Source organism: uncultured Alsobacter sp. (genome assembly GCF_945952055.1).
GTDB lineage: Bacteria > Pseudomonadota > Alphaproteobacteria > Rhizobiales > Beijerinckiaceae > Alsobacter.
Genome location: NZ_CAMFHB010000042.1, coordinates 16,619 through 31,953 on the forward strand (window position 1 = coordinate 16,619; position 15,335 = coordinate 31,953).

Here is a 15,335-nt window from a genome sequence, read left to right on the forward strand (position 1 = left end):
CGTCGCCGCCTCCCGCGACACGTCAACCGAGGGTGGCGAGTTTGCGCAGCGTGTCGGGCGATGCGACCGGGAGCCCGAAGAATTCCAGGTAGGCCGGGATCTGCTCGAAGAGCATGTCGGTGCCGACCTGATATTGGCAGCCGCGGGCGCGGGCTGCAGCCAGGAAGGGCGTGATCTGCGCCTTGAGCACCACCTCTCCCACGAAGCTGGAGGCGGCGATGCGGGTCACGTCGAGGGGAAGCGGGTCGCCGTCGTTCATGCCCAGCGGGCTGGCGTTGACGACGATGTCGCGACCAGCCGGATCGCGGTCGCCGACGACGACGGCGAGCGTCGGATAGTGGCGCGTCAGCCGGGCGGCCAGGACGTCCATGGCCGACTGGTCCGGATCGTAGAGGGCGATGGATCCGACGCCCGCCGCGGCCAGGGAGGCGGCGATCGCCGACCCGACGCCGCCCGCGCCGACCACGAGCGCATGCGCTCCCCGGATCGTCCGGTTCTTGGACGTCACGCCGCGCACGAAGCCCTCGCCGTCGAACTGCTCACCCGTGGTGGTGCCGTCGGCCTCGAAGCGGATGGCGTTGCAGGCGCCCGCGATCTGGGCCGCGACCGAGACATGGTCGACGAGGTCCACCGCGGCGCGCTTGTGCGGCATCGTGATCAGGGCGCCGCGAATGTTGCGCAGCCGCTTCAGCGCCGCCAGCACCGGCTCGAAATCGTCCTGCTGCACCGCCATCGGGACCACGACCGCGTTGCATCCGACGCTGGCGAACCAGGGATTGTAGATCCCCGGCGATTTGAAGGTCGTCGTCGGATAGCCGACATGGGCGATCAGGAGCGTGTTGCCGTCGATCATTGGGTACGCCTTGTCGGGCGCGGAGCGTCGCGCCGCGCTCGGGGGGCGAGCCGCACCCCGGGGATGTCTCACACGTCCGTCATCGCCGCTTTCCGCGATGCGCGCCGCCGGGGCACGTCGGCCGCCGGCTGGCCGGCGGCCTTCGCCGCGCCAACACGCCCCTGACCCGCGGCCCAGCTCGGCACGGTGCCATCCAGCGCCATGTCCAGGCAGCTGTTGATGTGCACCTCGAGGATGGCGGAAGCCCGCGCCGCGTCGCGCGACAGCGCGCAGTCGAGAAGCTTGGCGTGCTCCTTCACCGACACGTCACCCCTGAACGTCACGGCGATGGTCAGGTAGCGCAGGTAGCGATCGTGCACCTGGCCATAGGTCTCCATCAGCACGCGGGAGCCGCAGGCCGAGATCATGGCCCGGTGGAAGTCGCTGTCGCATTGCCGCAGCAGCGCGAGATCGACGTCCGTGCCTTTCAGCATACGGTGCTCGAGCACCGAGAGCTTGTGGTGGGCGGCCACGACGCGGGCCTCCCAGTCGAGGTCGCCGGCGGAGAAAGACAGGGACATGGCATGGCTCTCGAGCAGGAGCCGCAACGCCGCCACCTCCCGAAACTCAGTGGGCGAGGCCGGCGCCACCTCGAAGCCGCGCTGGCCCTCGGCGACGACCAGTCCCTCGGACGACAGCCGGTTCAGGAGCTCACGGATCGTCCCGACGCTGGCGCCGTAGCGCCGGCTCGCGTTGTCGAGGCGCAAGCGCTCACCCGGCGCGAGCTCGCCGAACAGGATGTCGTTCCGAATGCGGTTGTAGACGACCTCGCCGACGGTCTCTCCCGGACCGCGGTCGTGATCGTTGTGATGATCCGTCATGATTCCATTTCACCATCATCCAGCGCACAAGGCAATGCACGCCATATTGCAAAACGTTGGATGATCGCCTATTCGTCCAATGGTCGACGCTAAGTACGACACTCTCCGACAAGTCGGCTCCCGAGGAAACGCTTGAACTACACGCTCGATTTCGGACCGGTGATCAGCGGGCTGCCCGACCTCCTGAAGGGGTGCGCGGGAACGCTGTTCCTCGCGGTCACGGGCATGACGCTCGCGCTGGCGATCGGAATCGGCGGGGTCGTCCTGCGCGACTCCAATGTCAAGGCGCTGCGGATCCTCGTGATCTCGTTCGTCGAGCTGATCCGGAACACGCCCTTCCTGGTTCAGATCTACTTCGTGTTCTTCGCCCTGCCGCTGGTAGGGATCCGCCTCAGCCCGACGCCCACCGCCATCGTCGCCCTTGGCCTGAACGGCGGCGCCTACGCGATCGAGATCATCCGCGGCGGCGTCCAGTCGATCCACAAGGGCCAGATAGAGGCGGGGCTGGCGCTCGGCCTGCACAAGACGGACGTGTTCAGATTCATCGTGCTGCGGCCGGCACTGCGCGCGGTGTACCCCTCGCTGACCGGCCAGTTCATCATGCTGACGCTCACGACGAGCATCGCGTCCGCGATCGCGGCCTACGAACTCACCTCCGTGGCCAAGCTGATCGAGAACGAGTCGTTTCGCAGCTTCGAGGTCTACGGAACGATCACGCTGCTCTACCTGGCGATGTCGTGGATCATCATGAAGGCCTTCGCCGTCCTCTCCATGCGCTACTTCAGCTACCCGGTGAAGTAGGAGCGGACGAATGGGAGCCCCCGAATTCCTCTTCCTTCTCCAGGGCCTCAAGTGGACGGTCCTGCTCTCCGCCATCGGCTTCGTCGGCGGCGGGATCGTCGGCCTGCTGGTGGCGCTGGCCCGCACGTCCGGCCAGCCCCTGCTGGAGCGCGGCACGGCGGCCTACATCGCGCTCTTCCAGGGCACGCCGCTGCTGATGCAGCTTTTCGTGGTGTATTACGGCCTGGCTCTGGTGGGCCTGGAACTGGAGTCCTGGCAGGCCGTCGCCATCGGCTTCACGGCCAACTCCAGCGCCTTCCTCGGCGACATCTGGCGCGGGTCGATCGAGGCCGTGCCGAAGGGCCAGACGGAAGCGGCCAAGGCGCTGAGCCTGAGCTACGTCTCCCGCATGCGTGACGTGATCCTGCCGCAGGCGATCCAGATTTCGCTGCCGGCCACCGTCGGCTTCCTCGTGCAGCTGATCAAGGGCACGTCGCTGGCGTCCATCGTCGGCTTCACCGAGCTCGCGCGCGCCGGCAACATCGTCTCCAACCAGACCTTCAAGCCCCTTCTCGTCTACGCCGTGATCGGGGTGATGTACTTCGCACTGTGTTGGCCGTTGTCCCTTCTGGGCTCCTGGCTCGAACGTCGGATTGCCGCGCCGACCCGTTGAACCGCGGCATGAAAAGACCGAACTGGAGGATGCGTCGATGAAGAAGACACTGGACTTGAGCCGCCGCGCCGTCATGGCCGGAGCCGCAGCGACCCTCGCCCTGCCGGCGCTGATGACGTCCCGGGCGTTCGCCATCACGCCGGACGAGATCAAGAAGCGCGGCAAGGTGATCATCGGCATCCAGGGCGACAATCCGCCGTGGGGCTTCGTCAACAGCTCGGGCAAGCAGGAAGGCATCGACGCCGACATCGGCGAACTGTTCGCCAAGGAGCTGGGCGTGCAGGTCCAGTTCGTGCCGCTCGAGGTCGCCAACCGGATCCCCGCCCTGACGTCGGGCCGCGTCGACATCCTCTTCGCGACGATGGCCATGTTCCCCGACCGCGCCAAGGCGGTGCAGTTCAGCAAGCCTTATGTGGCCAACCAGATCGTGCTGCTGGCGCCCAAGACCGTCGAGATCAAGACCAACGCCGACATGGGCAAGGTGTCGATCTCCGTCGCGCGCGGCGCGGCGCAGGACACCGAGGTGACCAAGAACGCGCCGGCGGGCACGAACATCCTGCGCTTCGACGGCGATGCCGCCTCGATCCAGGCCGCCGTCTCCGGCCAGGCTCAGGCGCTGGGCGGCAACATCTTCTACATCCGCCGGCTCGAGGAAGCGAAGCCGGGCGTGTTCGAGCAGAAGCTGGTGTTCTCCAACATCTACAATGGAGCCTGCACCCGCCTCGGCGAGAAGGAGATGAACGCCCTCGCCAATACCTTCATCGACAAGATCAAGGCCAGCGGCGAGCTCAAGGCCATCACCGACAAGTGGATGAAGGCCGAGCAGCCTCCGATGCCGACGAGCATGGAAGGCGTTCCCTTCACCGCCAGCTGATCGCAGCCAGACGAGGGCTTCACCGTGCCAGCACAACCCGAACGCGCCGACCCGCTCATCACAATGGAGGGCGTGGACAAGTGGTACGGTGAATTCCATGCCCTGCGCGGCGTCAACATCGAGGTCCGCCGGGGCGAGAAGATCGTCCTGTGCGGGCCTTCGGGATCGGGCAAGTCGACCCTGATCCGGTGCATCAACCACCTCGAGGCCGTCCAGAAGGGCCGCATCGTGGTGGACGGCATCTCGCTCGACGACAGCGCCCGGGCCGTGGATGCGGTCAGGCGCGAAGTCGGCATGGTGTTCCAGAGTTTCAATCTCTTCCCGCACATGACGGTGCTGCAGAACTGCACGCTGGCGCCGATGCGCGTGCGCGGGCTCAACCAGGCCGAAGCCGAGGCGACGGCCCGCAAGTATCTCGAACGGGTGCGCATCGGCGAGCAGGCCGCCAAGTATCCCGCCCAGCTCTCCGGTGGTCAGCAGCAGCGCGTCGCGATCGCGCGGGCGCTGTGCATGGAGCCCAAGGTCATGCTCTTCGACGAGCCGACCTCGGCCCTCGATCCCGAGATGGTCAAGGAGGTCCTGGACACCATGATCGGGCTCGCGCGCGACGGCATGACCATGGTCTGCGTCACTCACGAGATGGGTTTCGCCCGCCAGGTGGCGGACCGGGTCATCTTCATGGCCGACGGGGAGATCCTGGAAGAGGCCGCCCCCGAGACGTTCTTCAAGAACCCGCAGCATCCGCGCGCGCGGACGTTCCTGGGCGAAATTCTCGCCCATCATTGAGCGATGGAGCCTCCGATGGCGCACCCGAAACTCATGGTCCTCAACGGACCCAACCTGAACCTGCTGGGAGAACGGGAGCCTCAGATCTACGGCACCACGACGCTCGCCCAGATCGAAGATCTTTGCAGGGCGCAGTGCGAAAACTGCGGCTTCGAGCTCGACTTCCGCCAGACCAACTTCGAGGGCGTGCTGATCGAGAGCATCCACGAGGCGAGAAAGACGGCCGCCGGCATCATCATCAACCCGGCGGGGCTGTCCTTCACCTCGGTGGCCTTGCTCGACGCCCTCAAGATGTTCGACAACCCGAAGATCGAGCTGCACATTTCCAACATCCACCGGCGGGAAGAGATCTATCACCGCTCGCTGGTGTCGAAGACGGCCACGGCGGTCATCGCCGGCCTGGGCCCGGCCGGCTACGGCCTGGCCGTGCAGGCCATGCGCCTCCTCGTCGACGAAGGCCGGGTCTGACCAGGTCGCGGCCGCAAAGGGCCGCGCCGGATCTGCCTTTTCGCGGAGAGGCTGCGCGCTGTCCGTTCAGCCGGCCGCGAACCGATCGTACTGCGCCGCGTAGTCCGCCTGCTCGGCGGGGGTGCAGGTGACCATGGGCGGGAGAGGCACGGCGTAGGCAGGGTCCTTGTGGATGTGGGCCAGCGTGGCCTTCACGCCCGAGATCAGCACCTTGCCGTCGAACATCTTGCGGATGGACACCGCCGTGGCGAGCGCGGCGTCGTCCCCCTGGTGGAAGCCCCTGGCGCACCAGGCCGAATTGAGGTTGGCGGTGGCCGAGATGCAGCCCGCGAAGAGGCCCGACCGCGCCTCGGCCAGCGTCGCCTCGTTGGACGGGAACACGGCGAAGCCCGGATGGGCCCGCGCCACGGTGCGCGCATACTCCATGTCGCCCGAGGAATCCTTGAGCCCGGCGATGATCGGGCCGAAGGCGCCGATCAGCTCGGCCACCAGCGAGGGCGCGTAGGGCACGCCCGACAAGGCCGGGAAGTGGTAGAGGTAGAGCGGAATGGGCTGGGCGGCCGTGGCGCTCACGAGGCGCTCGAAGAAGCGCATCATGCCGGCATTGGAGATGCCCTTGTAGTAGAAGGGCGGGATGATCAGGGCCCCGGCGAAGCCGAGCTTGGCCGCGTGCCGGGTGAGGTCCTCGGCGTCCGAGATCGAGGCCGCGCCCGTGCCGACCATCAGGCGGCCCATCGGCAGGCCGGCCTCCTTGAGGGCGGTCATCACGCGCTGGCGCTGGGCCAGGCTGAAGGAGGTCGCCTCCCCGGTCGTGCCCAGGATGTTGAGCGCATCGCAGCCATTGTCCAGGAGATGCCGCGCCAGCTTGAGATAGCGCGGCAGATCCGGTTCGCCCGCGGCATCCACGGGAGTGGCGATTGCAGCAATGACGCCCTTGAGCGGTGTGGCCACCTTGATCTCCGACATTCGACGTTCAACGGACGCGGCAGGTCCGGGCGGCCAAGTCTGTCCCGCCGCCCGGACCGACGCAAGATGGCACGCGGCGACCGCCTTCACCGCATGGGGCTACTCGCGGACCGGCGCGCGGAGCCGCTCGACGAAAACGGCATACTGCACGGCGGCGGTGGTCCGGCTCCGGGTCCGCAGCTTGCGCAGGATGTGCGTCACGTGGCTCTTGATCGTCGACTGCGCCGCTCCGCAGCGATAGGCGATCTGCTTGTTCATCAGGCCATGCGCCATCAGGGACAGGATCACGAGCTCGGTCTGGGTGAGGCAGGCCAGACGCTGCTCGAACTCGCCCGGGGCGACCATGAGATCGTCGCGCTCGGCGATCTCCCGCCAGATCGGCAGCCGGTGCGCGGCGGCTTGCGCGGCCGCCGTCGAGGCGTGGTCGAGCCGTTGCACTGCGGGATCGTCCATCCGTCTCGTCCCCGGCCGCTACTCGGCCTTCTCCACGCGACCGGTGATCGGGCTGTAGATCCACACCATCCGCTCGGGGGAGAGCGCGGGCGACAGGGGCATGGCCGGCGTGCCGCTGGCGGCCTTCAGCGCCGTCAGGGTGGTCTGGACGTCGTCGATGTCGATCTCGTAGACCGCGAGATACTTCCAGTCGAACGGGGGCGCACGGTGCTGCTTGTCGCTCAGCACGAAGCGCTGCGCCGCCACGACGCCCGGAAGCTTGAGCACGTCGGCCAGATGGACGTTCGTGTACCAGTCGTTGAACGCGTCCTCCTGGCCCTCGATCGGATTGGTCAGTGCGAGCAGATTGTACTTCGGCATGAGGCAGGCGCTCCTTCCCGAGGTGCCCGGGCGCGCGCTGGGAGGCGGCCCGGGTTTCGAGAAATCTAACCACCGTTCAAAAACACCACAAGCCCCATCGCGCGGCTTTCCCGTTGCCGCTTGCCAGCCCGCCCCGTTTCCTGTGTCATCGGTTTCGAACGACCGTTCGGTTATCTTGTCGAACGCCACCTGGGGACGGGAGACGCCCGATGACGCAAGCAGCCGGATCGATCGCAGGACGCGCCTATCTCGTGACGGGCGGCGCATCGGGAATCGGCGAGGCCTGCGCCAAGGCGCTGGCCGCGGCCGGCGCCTCGGTGGGCATCGGTGACCTCGACCCGGAGGCGGCCGCCAGGGTCGCGCGCGAGATTGCGGCGGCGAACGGCCGGGCGGTCCCCCTGCCCTTCGACGTGCGCGACGCGGCGGCGACGGCCGCGGCCGTCGAGACGCTAGAGCAGGCCTTCGGCAGGATCGACGGTCTCGTGACCGCCGCCGGCCTGTCCCGCCCGCGCCCCGCCGAAAGCATGGATGAGGCGACGTGGGATCTCGTCGTCGACACCAACCTCAAGGGAATGTTCCTGTCCTGCCAGGCGGTCGGCCGGCGCCTGCTCGCCGGCCAGGGCGGCGCCATCGTCAACATCGGATCGGTCAACTCCCTGGGCGGCTTCGCCGGACGGGCGAACTACTGCTCCGCTAAATACGGCGTGGACGGGCTGACCAGCGTGCTCGCCATCGAATGGGGCCGGCGGGGCATCCGCGTCAACGCGGTGGCGCCCAACGGCGTGGACACGCCGCTGGTGCGCAAGGGCATCCCGCCCGGCTTCGTCTCGAATGTGCTGGAGAACCGGACGCCGCTCGGCCGCATGGGGCGCCCGGAGGAGATCGCCGCGGTGGTGTTCTTCCTGCTGTCGGACGCCGCATCCTACGTGACCGGCGCCACCATTCCGGTCGACGGCGGCCTCACGGCAGGCTTCTACACCAACGCGCAGGGCGCCGACCTCGCCTCGTCGTCCCTGCTGGCCTCGGGCGTCTACGCCGAACCCACCTGAATCGAGGCCCCGAACGCACGCGGGCGATTGACGCCCCCCAAAATCGAACGTACGTTCAAAAACAACAAAAAAGACCACCAGCCATAGACAGGGAGGACACCATGTCCACGACCTTCACGAGACGGCACTTCACCGGTCTTCTTGCTGCGAGCGGCGCGGGTGCGCTGTCCCTCTCCTCCAAAGGCGCGCGAGCCCAGAGCGGTCCCATCCGCCTCGGCCTGATCTCGCCCCTCAGCGGGTCGCAGGAGATCATCGGCCGCTACCAGCTGGCCGGCGCGACCATCGCCGTGAACCAGATCAACCAGGCCGGCGGCGTCCTCGGGCGCAAGCTCGAACTCGTGCCGCGCGACGACAAGGCCGCTCCGGCGGCGGGCGTCGCCGCCTCCAAGGACCTCGTCGGCGCCGGCGTGAACCTCATGTTCGGCGTCCTGTCCAGCGGCGTGGCGCTCGCCATCGCGCCGACGCTGCAGGGCGACAACGCCGTCCTCGTGCTGTCGGCGGCCTCGGCCAACGAACTCACCCACGACCAGTTCAGCCCCAACCTCTTCCGGATCTCGGACCAGGCCTTCATGCGCCAGAGGGCGCTGGCCAGGCTCGTGGCCGCGGACTACCCGGCGATCACCACCTGGACCGCCATCAACCCGCAGACCGCCATCGGGACGTCCAACTGGGATTCCTTCGTGGACGGCCTCATGCAGTTCTATCCGGAACTGACGAAGAAGCAGGTCGAGGTCGCGGAGGCGATCTGGGCCAAGTTCGGCGCGACCGACTACAAGAACGACCTCACGCAGCTGATGCGCCGTTCGTCCGAAGGGCTGTATTGCGGCGTGTACGGCGGCGACGCCGTGACCATGTTCGGCCAGGCCGCGTCCTATGGCCTGACGAAGAAGTTCAAGGTCATCGTCGATCCGGGCAGCGAGTTCATCATCGCCCAGGCGATGGGCAAGAACACCCCGCCCGGCCTGTGGTCTGGCTTCCACTGGTATTTCGGCGCGTACAAGGGCCGCAAGATCAACGACGAGCTCTACGACGCCTACGTCAAGCAGACCGGCGACAAGTTCCCGGCCGGCTACGTGGGCGAGGCTCATGCGGCCGTCCTGGCCTACGCCGCCGCCATCCAGAAGGCGGGCGGCACCGAGACGGCGCAGGTCATCCGCGCGCTCGAGGGCCTGACCTTCGATACCTGCAAGGGCGAGCGCACGATCCGCAAGGAAGACCACCAGGCCATCTGCGACCTGAACTTCGTGCAGTTCGGCCCCGACTCGAGCGACCAGGGCTGGACGGTGACGGGACACAAGGTGATCAAGGGCGCCGACGCCATCGAGCCCCCGACCCCGGGGCAGCCGCTGAAGTTCCAGTACAACAAGAAATGACGCCGTTCCGCCGGGGTCCATGACCCCGGCGGATTCCGTTCGCCCTGATCCCTCGAGGCTGCCGTGTTGTCGAGCATCGCCGGCCCGCTGTTCAACGGGCTCTTCGCGGCCATGGTGGTCTTCCTGTTCGCCAGCGGGCTGACCCTGGTGTTCGGGATCCTGCGCGTCCTCAATTTCGCGCATGGCGGCCTGTTCATGATCGGCGCCTACCTCGCCTTCACGCTGAGCGGCGTGACGGGCGGGTCGGAGATGGGCGTCCTGCGCTACGTGCTCCTGTGCGCGCTGGCGGGCGTCGGCCTGGGCATCCTCGGCTGGCTGGTCGAGCGCAGCATCTTCCGGCCGCTGCAGAAGGTGGACGAGGCCTATTCGCTCATCGCCACCTACGCCCTGCTGCTGATCTGCGAAGGCGCTGTGAAGGCGATCTGGGGCGTGAACTTCCGCAGTGTTCCCACGCCGCCCCTGCTGGCGGACGCATGGATCGCAGGCGACGTGGTGATGCCGGTCTACGCGGTCTTCGTCATCGCCGTCGGCGTGGCGTTCTACGCCGCGCTGGAATGGATGCTGCACCACACCCAGACGGGCAAGCTGATGAAGTCGGTCGCGTCCGACCCCTGGATGGCCGGCAAGCTCGGCGTCAACGTTCCGCGCCTCTACGCCTGGATCGTCATCGCGGGCTTCTTCCTGGCCGGCGTGGTCGGGGGCCTGCTGCTGCCCAACCAGACCCTTTCGCCCAATCTCGCCAACGCCTTCGTCGTGCAGGCCTTCGGGGCGCTGATCGTTGGGGGAATGGGCAACGTGCGCGGCACCTTCCTCGCCGCCATTCTCCTCAGCGTCATCGACAGCTTCGGATCCCTCTACTTCCCCGAAATCCCCGGCCTGTTCTTCTACGTGGCGATGGCCATCATGCTCGTGGTGCGCCCGCAGGGCCTCATGGCCGGAGGCAGCCTGTGATGGAGCCCTCGCCCGCCCAGGCCTCCCCGCTCATGCGCTTCGGCCTCGCGATGCTGTGCATGGCGGCCTTCCTCGCCCTGCCCGGCATCGCCGACAAGGGAATCGTGTTCCTGGCAGGCACGGTGGCGCTGCAGATGGTGTTCGGCCTGACCTGGAACCTGATGTTCGGCCAGACCGGGCTCGTCAGCTTCGGGCACGCGTCCTTCTTCGCCGTCGGCGGCTATGCCTATGCCTATGCGGCGCGAGCGTTGCCCCAGGTTCATCCCCTCCTCACCTTCGCCGGCGCCGGCCTCCTGTGCGCGGCGATCGCCGCCCTGGTGGGGCTCATCGCGCTACGCCGCTCGCAGGGGGTCTATTTCGCCATCCTGACACTGGCGCTGAGCCAGATCGTCTACCTGGTGATCTCGTCGTCGGCGGCACTCGGCCGCGAGGACGGCTTCACCGGCATCCGGCGCCCCAAGTTGCCGCTCGGCTGGACGACGATCGATCTGGCCGCGGGCAATGCCTATTACTACTTCATCGTGGTGGTCTCCGCGCTGCTGGCCGGGATCGTCTGGTGGGTGACGCACAGTCGCGTCGGCCGCGTCTTCCGGGCCATCCAGCAGGACCCCGAGCGCGCCGCCTTCCTCGGCATCCCCGTGCAGCGCTACCGGCTCATGTCCTATGCCATCGCCTCGGGCGTGGCCGGCGTCACCGGAGCCCTGTTCGGTCCCTGGTTGCAGATCCTGACGCCCGAGGTGGCCCACTGGACGGCGTCGGCCAGGCCCATCCTCTACACGCTGCTGGGCGGCGTTCACTTTTTCTGGGGTCCCGCCGTCGGGGCGCTGGGCTTCGCGGTTCTCGAATACGGCACCCGCACCCTGCACGGTATTTCCGAGATCGTGACGGGAGCCATCCTGCTGGCGGTCGTCCTCGCCGCGCCGGGCGGCATCCTCGGGGCCGTGGCGCGGCTGCGCCAGCGCATAACCGGCAAGGAGCGGCGGCCATGAGCACCCCGTTGCTGGAGGCGACCGGCCTCTTCAAGTCCTACCCCGCCGTCAAGGTGCTCAAGAACGTCAACCTGACCGTGGCGGGCGGGGACACCTTCGCCATCATCGGCCCCAACGGCGCCGGCAAGACGACCCTGTTCAAGGTGCTGAGCGGGGAGTTGTTTCCCGACAGCGGACAGGTGGCCCACGAGGGGCGCGACGTCACCACCGTGCCCGCGTGGCAACGCGTGCGGCTGGGCTTCGGGCGTTCGTTCCAGGTGGCCCGGGTGTTTTCCGACCTGACCACCGAGGACAACGTCGTCGTCTCGGTGGAGGCCCACCGGCGCAATGCCGGGCTGGGGCAGCGCCGGCCCCTGGCCTGGGCTCCCACGGCCGAGGTCCGCGAGGGCGTGATGGAGACGCTGCGGGAGGTGGGGCTCGTCGACAAGCGCCGGGTCGTGGCGCGCCTCCTGTCCCACGGCGACAAGAAGCGCCTCGAACTCGCGATGTGCCTGGCCCTGCAGCCGAAGATCCTCATGCTCGACGAGCCCACCGCGGGCATGTCCCCCGCCGACCGGAAGTCGGCGACAGAGCTCCTCGCGATGGTCAAGGAGCGCCACGGGATGACGATCGTCCTGACGGAACACGACATGGACGTGGTCTTCGGGCTGGCGACCAAGGTGGCGGTCCTCCATTACGGGGAGATCGTGGCCCAGGGTGCGCCGGACGCCGTGCGCAAGGATCCCCTGGTGCGCGACATCTATCTGGGCCACGGCGGCGCGGGAGCCGGTCATGCTTGAGGTCGGGCCGCTCGACGCCTTCTACGGCGACAGCTACGTCGTGCAGGGCGTGCGCCTGACGGTCGGAGAAGGCGAAGGCGTCGCCATCCTCGGACGCAACGGCGCCGGCAAGAGCACGACCATGAAGGCGATCATGGCCGGCGGGCCCCGCGCCGTGGGCCCTGTGCTCCACCGCGGCACGTCGATCGCCGACCTCGCGGACCATGAGCGCGCCCGCCGCGGGCTCGCCCTGGTGCCGGAGGACCGGCGGATCTATCCGCACCTGACCGTGGCGGAGAACATCGCCATGGGCCGGCATGCGGCGCGCCCCGGCGCGACGCCGTACACCGTCGAGGAGATCTTCGCCTTCTTCCCGGTCCTGCGCGACCTGGCGCAGAGGCTCGGCTTCGAGCTGAGTGGAGGCCAGCAGCAATTGCTCGCCGTGGCCCGGGCCGTCGTGGCGCGTCCCGATTGCCTGTTGCTGGACGAGCCGACCGAGGGGCTCGCGCCCGTCCTCGTCGAGGCGCTGGCGCGCCAGATCGAGCACATCCGATCCGCCGACGGCATGGCGCTCCTCCTCACCGAGCAGAACGTCTGGTTCGCGCGCAAGAGCACGACGAGGCTCTACCTTCTCGATAGCGGCCGCGTGGTTTTCGAGGGATCCTGGGATGCGTTCGACGCGAGGCCCGATCTGCAATCGCGCTATCTCGCCCTGTGAGCGCGCGACCCGGGACGCCGACCAAGGAGAGACCGCAAGACCATGCCGAACCGTTCACAGGACTTCGCCGACCAGGTGGTCGTGGTCACCGGCGCGGCCCGCGGCATCGGCCGCGCCGTAGCCAACGCCTTCGCGCGTGATGGCGCCATCGTGCACGCCTCCGACATCGGCCCCATCGACGACGCCTCCGCCTTCGCCCACGTCCATCAGTGCGACGTCACCGACCGCGCCAGCGTCGCGCGGATGGCGGATGCCATCCTGAGGACGTCCGGCCGGGTGGACGTGCTTGTCAACAATGCCGCCGCCGTGACGCCGGCCGCTCCCATCACCGAGCTCGATCCGCAGCAGTGGGACCACGCGATGGCGGTCAACGTGACCGGCGTCTTCAACGTCACCCGCGCGGTCCTGCCGGCCATGAGCCGCGGCGCGCGCATCATCAACATCGCATCCACCTTCGCCCATGTCGGGGCGCCGGCGCGGGTCGCCTACTCCGCGACCAAGGGCGCCGTGCTGGCCTTCACCCGCAGCCTGGCGCTCGATCTGGCTCAGCAGGGCATCCGCGTGGCCTCGGTCTCGCCGGGCGCGATCGCCACCGACCGCATGGTGACCCAGTTCGGCTCGGTCGAGCAGGCCACCGCGACGATGGGGCCGCTCCATCCGGTCGGGCGACTGGGCCAGCCGGACGAGGTCGCCGACGCGATCTCGTTCCTGGCCTCGCCGCGCGCGTCGTTCATCACCGGCGCGGACCTGCTCGTGGACGGCGGGTACACGGCGCGCTGACCGCCCGCGCGGCGGGCAACGGCATGGGCTCGAGCGGACACGCCCGGGCGGACGGGACGGGGTTTTCGAGATGGACGGCATGACGACGGGTGCCCTGGCGGGCGTGAAGGTGCTGGACCTCACCCAGATGCTGGCGGGTCCCTACTGCACCATGTTGCTGGCCGACCAGGGCGCCGACGTCGTCAAGATCGAGCCGGTCGGCGGCGATCCGACCCGCCTGTTCGGACCGTTCCGGGCCGACGACACCGCCCGGCACTTCGGCGGCTACTTCCAGAGCACCAACCGCAACAAGCGCAGCCTGGCCCTCGACCTGAAGGCGCCCGAAGGCGTCGCGCTGTTCCGCCGCCTCGCCGCGGACGCCGACATCGTCGTGGAGAACTTCCGGGCCGGGGTGATGGACAAGCTGGGGCTCGGCTACGAAACCCTGGCCGCCGCCAATCCGCGCCTCGTCTACGCCGCGATCCGCGGCTTCGGCGACCCGCGCACGGGCCGCAGCCCCTACGCCGACAGACCCGCCTTCGACGTGGTGGCCCAGGCGATGGGCGGAGCGATGGGCATCACGGGTCCCGACGCGCGGACGCCCCTGAAGATCGGACCGGGCATCGGCGACATCTTCCCCGCCGTGCTCGCGGCCTTCGGCATTCTCGCCGCCTTGACCCACGCCCGCAGTTCCGGCCGTGGCCAGTTCCTCGACGTGGCGATGTACGACGGCATCGTCGCGCTCTGCGAACGGCTCGTCTACCAGTTCTCCTACACGAACAAGGCGCCGGTGCCCGAGGGCAACCACCACCCGATTCTCTGCCCCTTCGGCGTGTTTTCCGCCCGTGACGGCGCGGTCACCATCGGCTGCCCGCGCGACACGTTCTGGCTCGAGCTGGTGGACGCGATGGGCCGGCCGGAGTTGCGCGGCGATCCCCGCTTCGCCAGCAACAACGACCGGCTGGCGCACGCCGCCGAGACCAACCGCATCGTCGAGGAGTGGACGAGCCGGCGGACGAAGGCCGAGATCGCGCAGGCCCTCGACGGCCGCGTGCCGTTCGGCCCCGTGAACACGGCGGAGGACATCTTCGCCGACCCGCACATGCAGGCGCGCCAGATGCTGGTGGAGGTCGAGCACCCGGGGTCGGCCACGCCGGTGACGATCGCCTCGACGCCCATCCGCATGACCCGGACGCCGGGCGGGGTGCGCCAACGCGCGCCGCTGGTGGGCGAGCACTCCGCGCAGGTGCTGGCCGACGCCGGCATCGACCCGCGCGAGGTCGCCGACCTGATGGCCCGCGGGATCGTCGCCGGCGCTTAGCCCGCGGGCCGGCGACGGCTCACGGCATCGGGGAGAAATGCGTGGGCTTGAGGATGACGTTTTCCATCGTCTGGATGAGCGGCAGCGTCTTGGGTCCGAAGGCGATCCATTCGGGATCCGCGTAGAGCCTGGCGCGCAGCTCCTCGCGCTCCGCCATGCTCTCGTAGGCCCACATCGTGACGATCTGGTTCTGCGGCCCGATGTCGGAGGTGAAGTAGCCCAGCATGCGAAGATACTTGCGATGCAGGGCCAGCCCTTCCGCCTCGTAGAGCCGGAGGAACTCGGCCGTCTTGCCGGGGTGCAACGTGTAAGTGCGCTTCTCGACGATCATGGACTTCCTCCCT

General features: G+C 68.3%; 19 protein-coding genes. 13 read left to right on the forward strand and 6 right to left on the reverse strand.

What is annotated here, in order from left to right; genetic code table 11:
• Window positions 1-22: 22 nt before the first annotated feature.
• Window positions 23-853, reverse strand: a complete 831-nt coding sequence (locus Q0Q47_RS23995; RefSeq protein WP_293865955.1) for a shikimate dehydrogenase — start codon at window positions 851-853, stop codon at window positions 23-25.
• A 68-nt stretch (window positions 854-921) separates the two neighbouring features.
• Window positions 922-1,713, reverse strand: a complete 792-nt coding sequence (locus tag Q0Q47_RS24000) for a GntR family transcriptional regulator (protein WP_293865958.1) — start codon at window positions 1,711-1,713, stop codon at window positions 922-924.
• Window positions 1,714-1,845: 132 nt separating this feature from the next.
• Here Q0Q47_RS24000 and Q0Q47_RS24005 point away from each other — a divergent pair, with 132 nt between their 5' ends.
• The 5 genes from Q0Q47_RS24005 (at window position 1,846) to Q0Q47_RS24025 (ending at window position 5,294) form a co-directional block, all read left to right on the forward strand.
• A complete protein-coding gene (locus Q0Q47_RS24005; protein ID WP_293865961.1) occupies window positions 1,846-2,514 on the forward strand; it encodes an amino acid ABC transporter permease in 669 nt (222 codons plus the stop codon).
• Window positions 2,515-2,524: 10 nt separating this feature from the next.
• Complete coding sequence (locus Q0Q47_RS24010; RefSeq protein ID WP_293865964.1) at window positions 2,525-3,166, forward strand: amino acid ABC transporter permease; 642 nt, start codon at window positions 2,525-2,527, stop codon at window positions 3,164-3,166.
• A gap of 37 nt (window positions 3,167-3,203) precedes the next feature.
• On the forward strand, window positions 3,204-4,040 hold the full coding sequence (locus Q0Q47_RS24015) for a transporter substrate-binding domain-containing protein (RefSeq protein WP_293865967.1): 837 nt from the start codon (window positions 3,204-3,206) through the stop codon (window positions 4,038-4,040).
• A 63-nt stretch (window positions 4,041-4,103) separates the two neighbouring features.
• Window positions 4,104-4,826: an amino acid ABC transporter ATP-binding protein gene (locus tag Q0Q47_RS24020; protein ID WP_293866076.1), complete on the forward strand. Its 723-nt coding sequence runs from the start codon at window positions 4,104-4,106 to the stop codon at window positions 4,824-4,826.
• Window positions 4,827-4,841: 15 nt separating this feature from the next.
• The gene (locus Q0Q47_RS24025) at window positions 4,842-5,294 is read left to right on the forward strand and encodes a type II 3-dehydroquinate dehydratase (RefSeq protein ID WP_293865970.1); all 453 of its coding nucleotides are present in this window, start codon (window positions 4,842-4,844) and stop codon (window positions 5,292-5,294) included.
• A 66-nt stretch (window positions 5,295-5,360) separates the two neighbouring features.
• On the opposite strand, the gene Q0Q47_RS24030 is transcribed toward Q0Q47_RS24025, so the two are convergent.
• The 3 genes from Q0Q47_RS24030 to Q0Q47_RS24040 form a co-directional block, all read right to left on the reverse strand.
• On the reverse strand, window positions 5,361-6,245 hold the full coding sequence (locus Q0Q47_RS24030; RefSeq protein ID WP_293865973.1) for a dihydrodipicolinate synthase family protein: 885 nt from the start codon (window positions 6,243-6,245) through the stop codon (window positions 5,361-5,363).
• 114 nt (window positions 6,246-6,359) lie between these two features.
• The gene (locus Q0Q47_RS24035) at window positions 6,360-6,713 is read right to left on the reverse strand and encodes a helix-turn-helix transcriptional regulator (protein ID WP_293865976.1); all 354 of its coding nucleotides are present in this window, start codon (window positions 6,711-6,713) and stop codon (window positions 6,360-6,362) included.
• 18 nt (window positions 6,714-6,731) lie between these two features.
• Window positions 6,732-7,073 (reverse strand): DUF4286 family protein, encoded by a 342-nt coding sequence (locus tag Q0Q47_RS24040; protein WP_293865979.1) that lies wholly within the window; start codon window positions 7,071-7,073, stop codon window positions 6,732-6,734.
• A gap of 209 nt (window positions 7,074-7,282) precedes the next feature.
• On the opposite strand from Q0Q47_RS24040, the gene Q0Q47_RS24045 reads away from it, so the two are divergent.
• The 8 genes from Q0Q47_RS24045 (at window position 7,283) to Q0Q47_RS24080 (ending at window position 14,991) form a co-directional block, all read left to right on the forward strand.
• A complete protein-coding gene (locus tag Q0Q47_RS24045; RefSeq protein ID WP_293865982.1) occupies window positions 7,283-8,122 on the forward strand; it encodes an SDR family NAD(P)-dependent oxidoreductase in 840 nt (279 codons plus the stop codon).
• 101 nt (window positions 8,123-8,223) lie between these two features.
• Complete coding sequence (locus Q0Q47_RS24050; RefSeq protein WP_293865985.1) at window positions 8,224-9,495, forward strand: ABC transporter substrate-binding protein; 1,272 nt, start codon at window positions 8,224-8,226, stop codon at window positions 9,493-9,495.
• 63 nt (window positions 9,496-9,558) lie between these two features.
• Window positions 9,559-10,446, forward strand: coding sequence for a branched-chain amino acid ABC transporter permease (locus Q0Q47_RS24055; RefSeq protein ID WP_293865988.1), 888 nt, complete (start codon window positions 9,559-9,561; stop codon window positions 10,444-10,446).
• The gene (locus tag Q0Q47_RS24060; RefSeq protein WP_293865991.1) at window positions 10,446-11,435 is read left to right on the forward strand and encodes a branched-chain amino acid ABC transporter permease; all 990 of its coding nucleotides are present in this window, start codon (window positions 10,446-10,448) and stop codon (window positions 11,433-11,435) included. The genes Q0Q47_RS24055 and Q0Q47_RS24060 overlap by 1 nt, the downstream gene beginning before the upstream one ends.
• Complete coding sequence (locus Q0Q47_RS24065; RefSeq protein ID WP_293865994.1) at window positions 11,432-12,214, forward strand: ABC transporter ATP-binding protein; 783 nt, start codon at window positions 11,432-11,434, stop codon at window positions 12,212-12,214. Before Q0Q47_RS24060 ends, Q0Q47_RS24065 begins: the two co-directional genes overlap by 4 nt.
• Window positions 12,207-12,911 carry an ABC transporter ATP-binding protein gene (locus Q0Q47_RS24070; protein WP_293865997.1) on the forward strand — a complete coding sequence of 235 codons (705 nt, stop codon included), beginning with the start codon at window positions 12,207-12,209 and terminating at the stop codon, window positions 12,909-12,911. Before Q0Q47_RS24065 ends, Q0Q47_RS24070 begins: the two co-directional genes overlap by 8 nt.
• Before the next feature lie 42 nt (window positions 12,912-12,953).
• Entirely contained in the window at window positions 12,954-13,691 is a 738-nt protein-coding gene (locus Q0Q47_RS24075) for an SDR family oxidoreductase (RefSeq protein ID WP_293866000.1), read from the forward strand.
• Between the two features lie 79 nt (window positions 13,692-13,770).
• Entirely contained in the window at window positions 13,771-14,991 is a 1,221-nt protein-coding gene (locus tag Q0Q47_RS24080; protein WP_293866003.1) for a CaiB/BaiF CoA-transferase family protein, read from the forward strand.
• A 19-nt stretch (window positions 14,992-15,010) separates the two neighbouring features.
• Here Q0Q47_RS24080 and Q0Q47_RS24085 read toward each other — a convergent pair whose 3' ends face one another.
• A complete protein-coding gene (locus Q0Q47_RS24085) occupies window positions 15,011-15,322 on the reverse strand; it encodes an NIPSNAP family protein (RefSeq protein ID WP_293866005.1) in 312 nt (103 codons plus the stop codon).
• Between the last annotated feature and the right edge of the window lie 13 nt (window positions 15,323-15,335).

What these genes read in the sequence shown, in the direction of transcription:
- Q0Q47_RS24035 (WP_293865976.1), bottom strand. Translation starts at nt 6,713, where the DNA reads ATGGACGATCCCGCAGTGCAACGGCTCGACCACGCCTCGACGGCGGCC.
- Q0Q47_RS24065 (WP_293865994.1), top strand. Translation starts at nt 11,432, where the DNA reads ATGAGCACCCCGTTGCTGGAGGCGACCGGCCTCTTCAAGTCCTACCCC.
- Q0Q47_RS24070 (WP_293865997.1), top strand. Translation starts at nt 12,207, where the DNA reads ATGCTTGAGGTCGGGCCGCTCGACGCCTTCTACGGCGACAGCTACGTC.
- Q0Q47_RS24080 (WP_293866003.1), top strand. Translation starts at nt 13,771, where the DNA reads ATGACGACGGGTGCCCTGGCGGGCGTGAAGGTGCTGGACCTCACCCAG.
- Q0Q47_RS24040 (WP_293865979.1), bottom strand. Translation starts at nt 7,073, where the DNA reads ATGCCGAAGTACAATCTGCTCGCACTGACCAATCCGATCGAGGGCCAG.
- Q0Q47_RS24025 (WP_293865970.1), top strand. Translation starts at nt 4,842, where the DNA reads ATGGCGCACCCGAAACTCATGGTCCTCAACGGACCCAACCTGAACCTG.
- Q0Q47_RS24020 (WP_293866076.1), top strand. Translation starts at nt 4,104, where the DNA reads ATGGAGGGCGTGGACAAGTGGTACGGTGAATTCCATGCCCTGCGCGGC.
- Q0Q47_RS24085 (WP_293866005.1), bottom strand. Translation starts at nt 15,322, where the DNA reads ATGATCGTCGAGAAGCGCACTTACACGTTGCACCCCGGCAAGACGGCC.
- Q0Q47_RS24060 (WP_293865991.1), top strand. Translation starts at nt 10,446, where the DNA reads ATGGAGCCCTCGCCCGCCCAGGCCTCCCCGCTCATGCGCTTCGGCCTC.
- Q0Q47_RS24015 (WP_293865967.1), top strand. Translation starts at nt 3,204, where the DNA reads ATGAAGAAGACACTGGACTTGAGCCGCCGCGCCGTCATGGCCGGAGCC.
- Q0Q47_RS24045 (WP_293865982.1), top strand. Translation starts at nt 7,283, where the DNA reads ATGACGCAAGCAGCCGGATCGATCGCAGGACGCGCCTATCTCGTGACG.
- Q0Q47_RS23995 (WP_293865955.1), bottom strand. Translation starts at nt 853, where the DNA reads ATGATCGACGGCAACACGCTCCTGATCGCCCATGTCGGCTATCCGACG.
- Q0Q47_RS24000 (WP_293865958.1), bottom strand. Translation starts at nt 1,713, where the DNA reads ATGACGGATCATCACAACGATCACGACCGCGGTCCGGGAGAGACCGTC.
- Q0Q47_RS24075 (WP_293866000.1), top strand. Translation starts at nt 12,954, where the DNA reads ATGCCGAACCGTTCACAGGACTTCGCCGACCAGGTGGTCGTGGTCACC.
- Q0Q47_RS24010 (WP_293865964.1), top strand. Translation starts at nt 2,525, where the DNA reads ATGGGAGCCCCCGAATTCCTCTTCCTTCTCCAGGGCCTCAAGTGGACG.
- Q0Q47_RS24050 (WP_293865985.1), top strand. Translation starts at nt 8,224, where the DNA reads ATGTCCACGACCTTCACGAGACGGCACTTCACCGGTCTTCTTGCTGCG.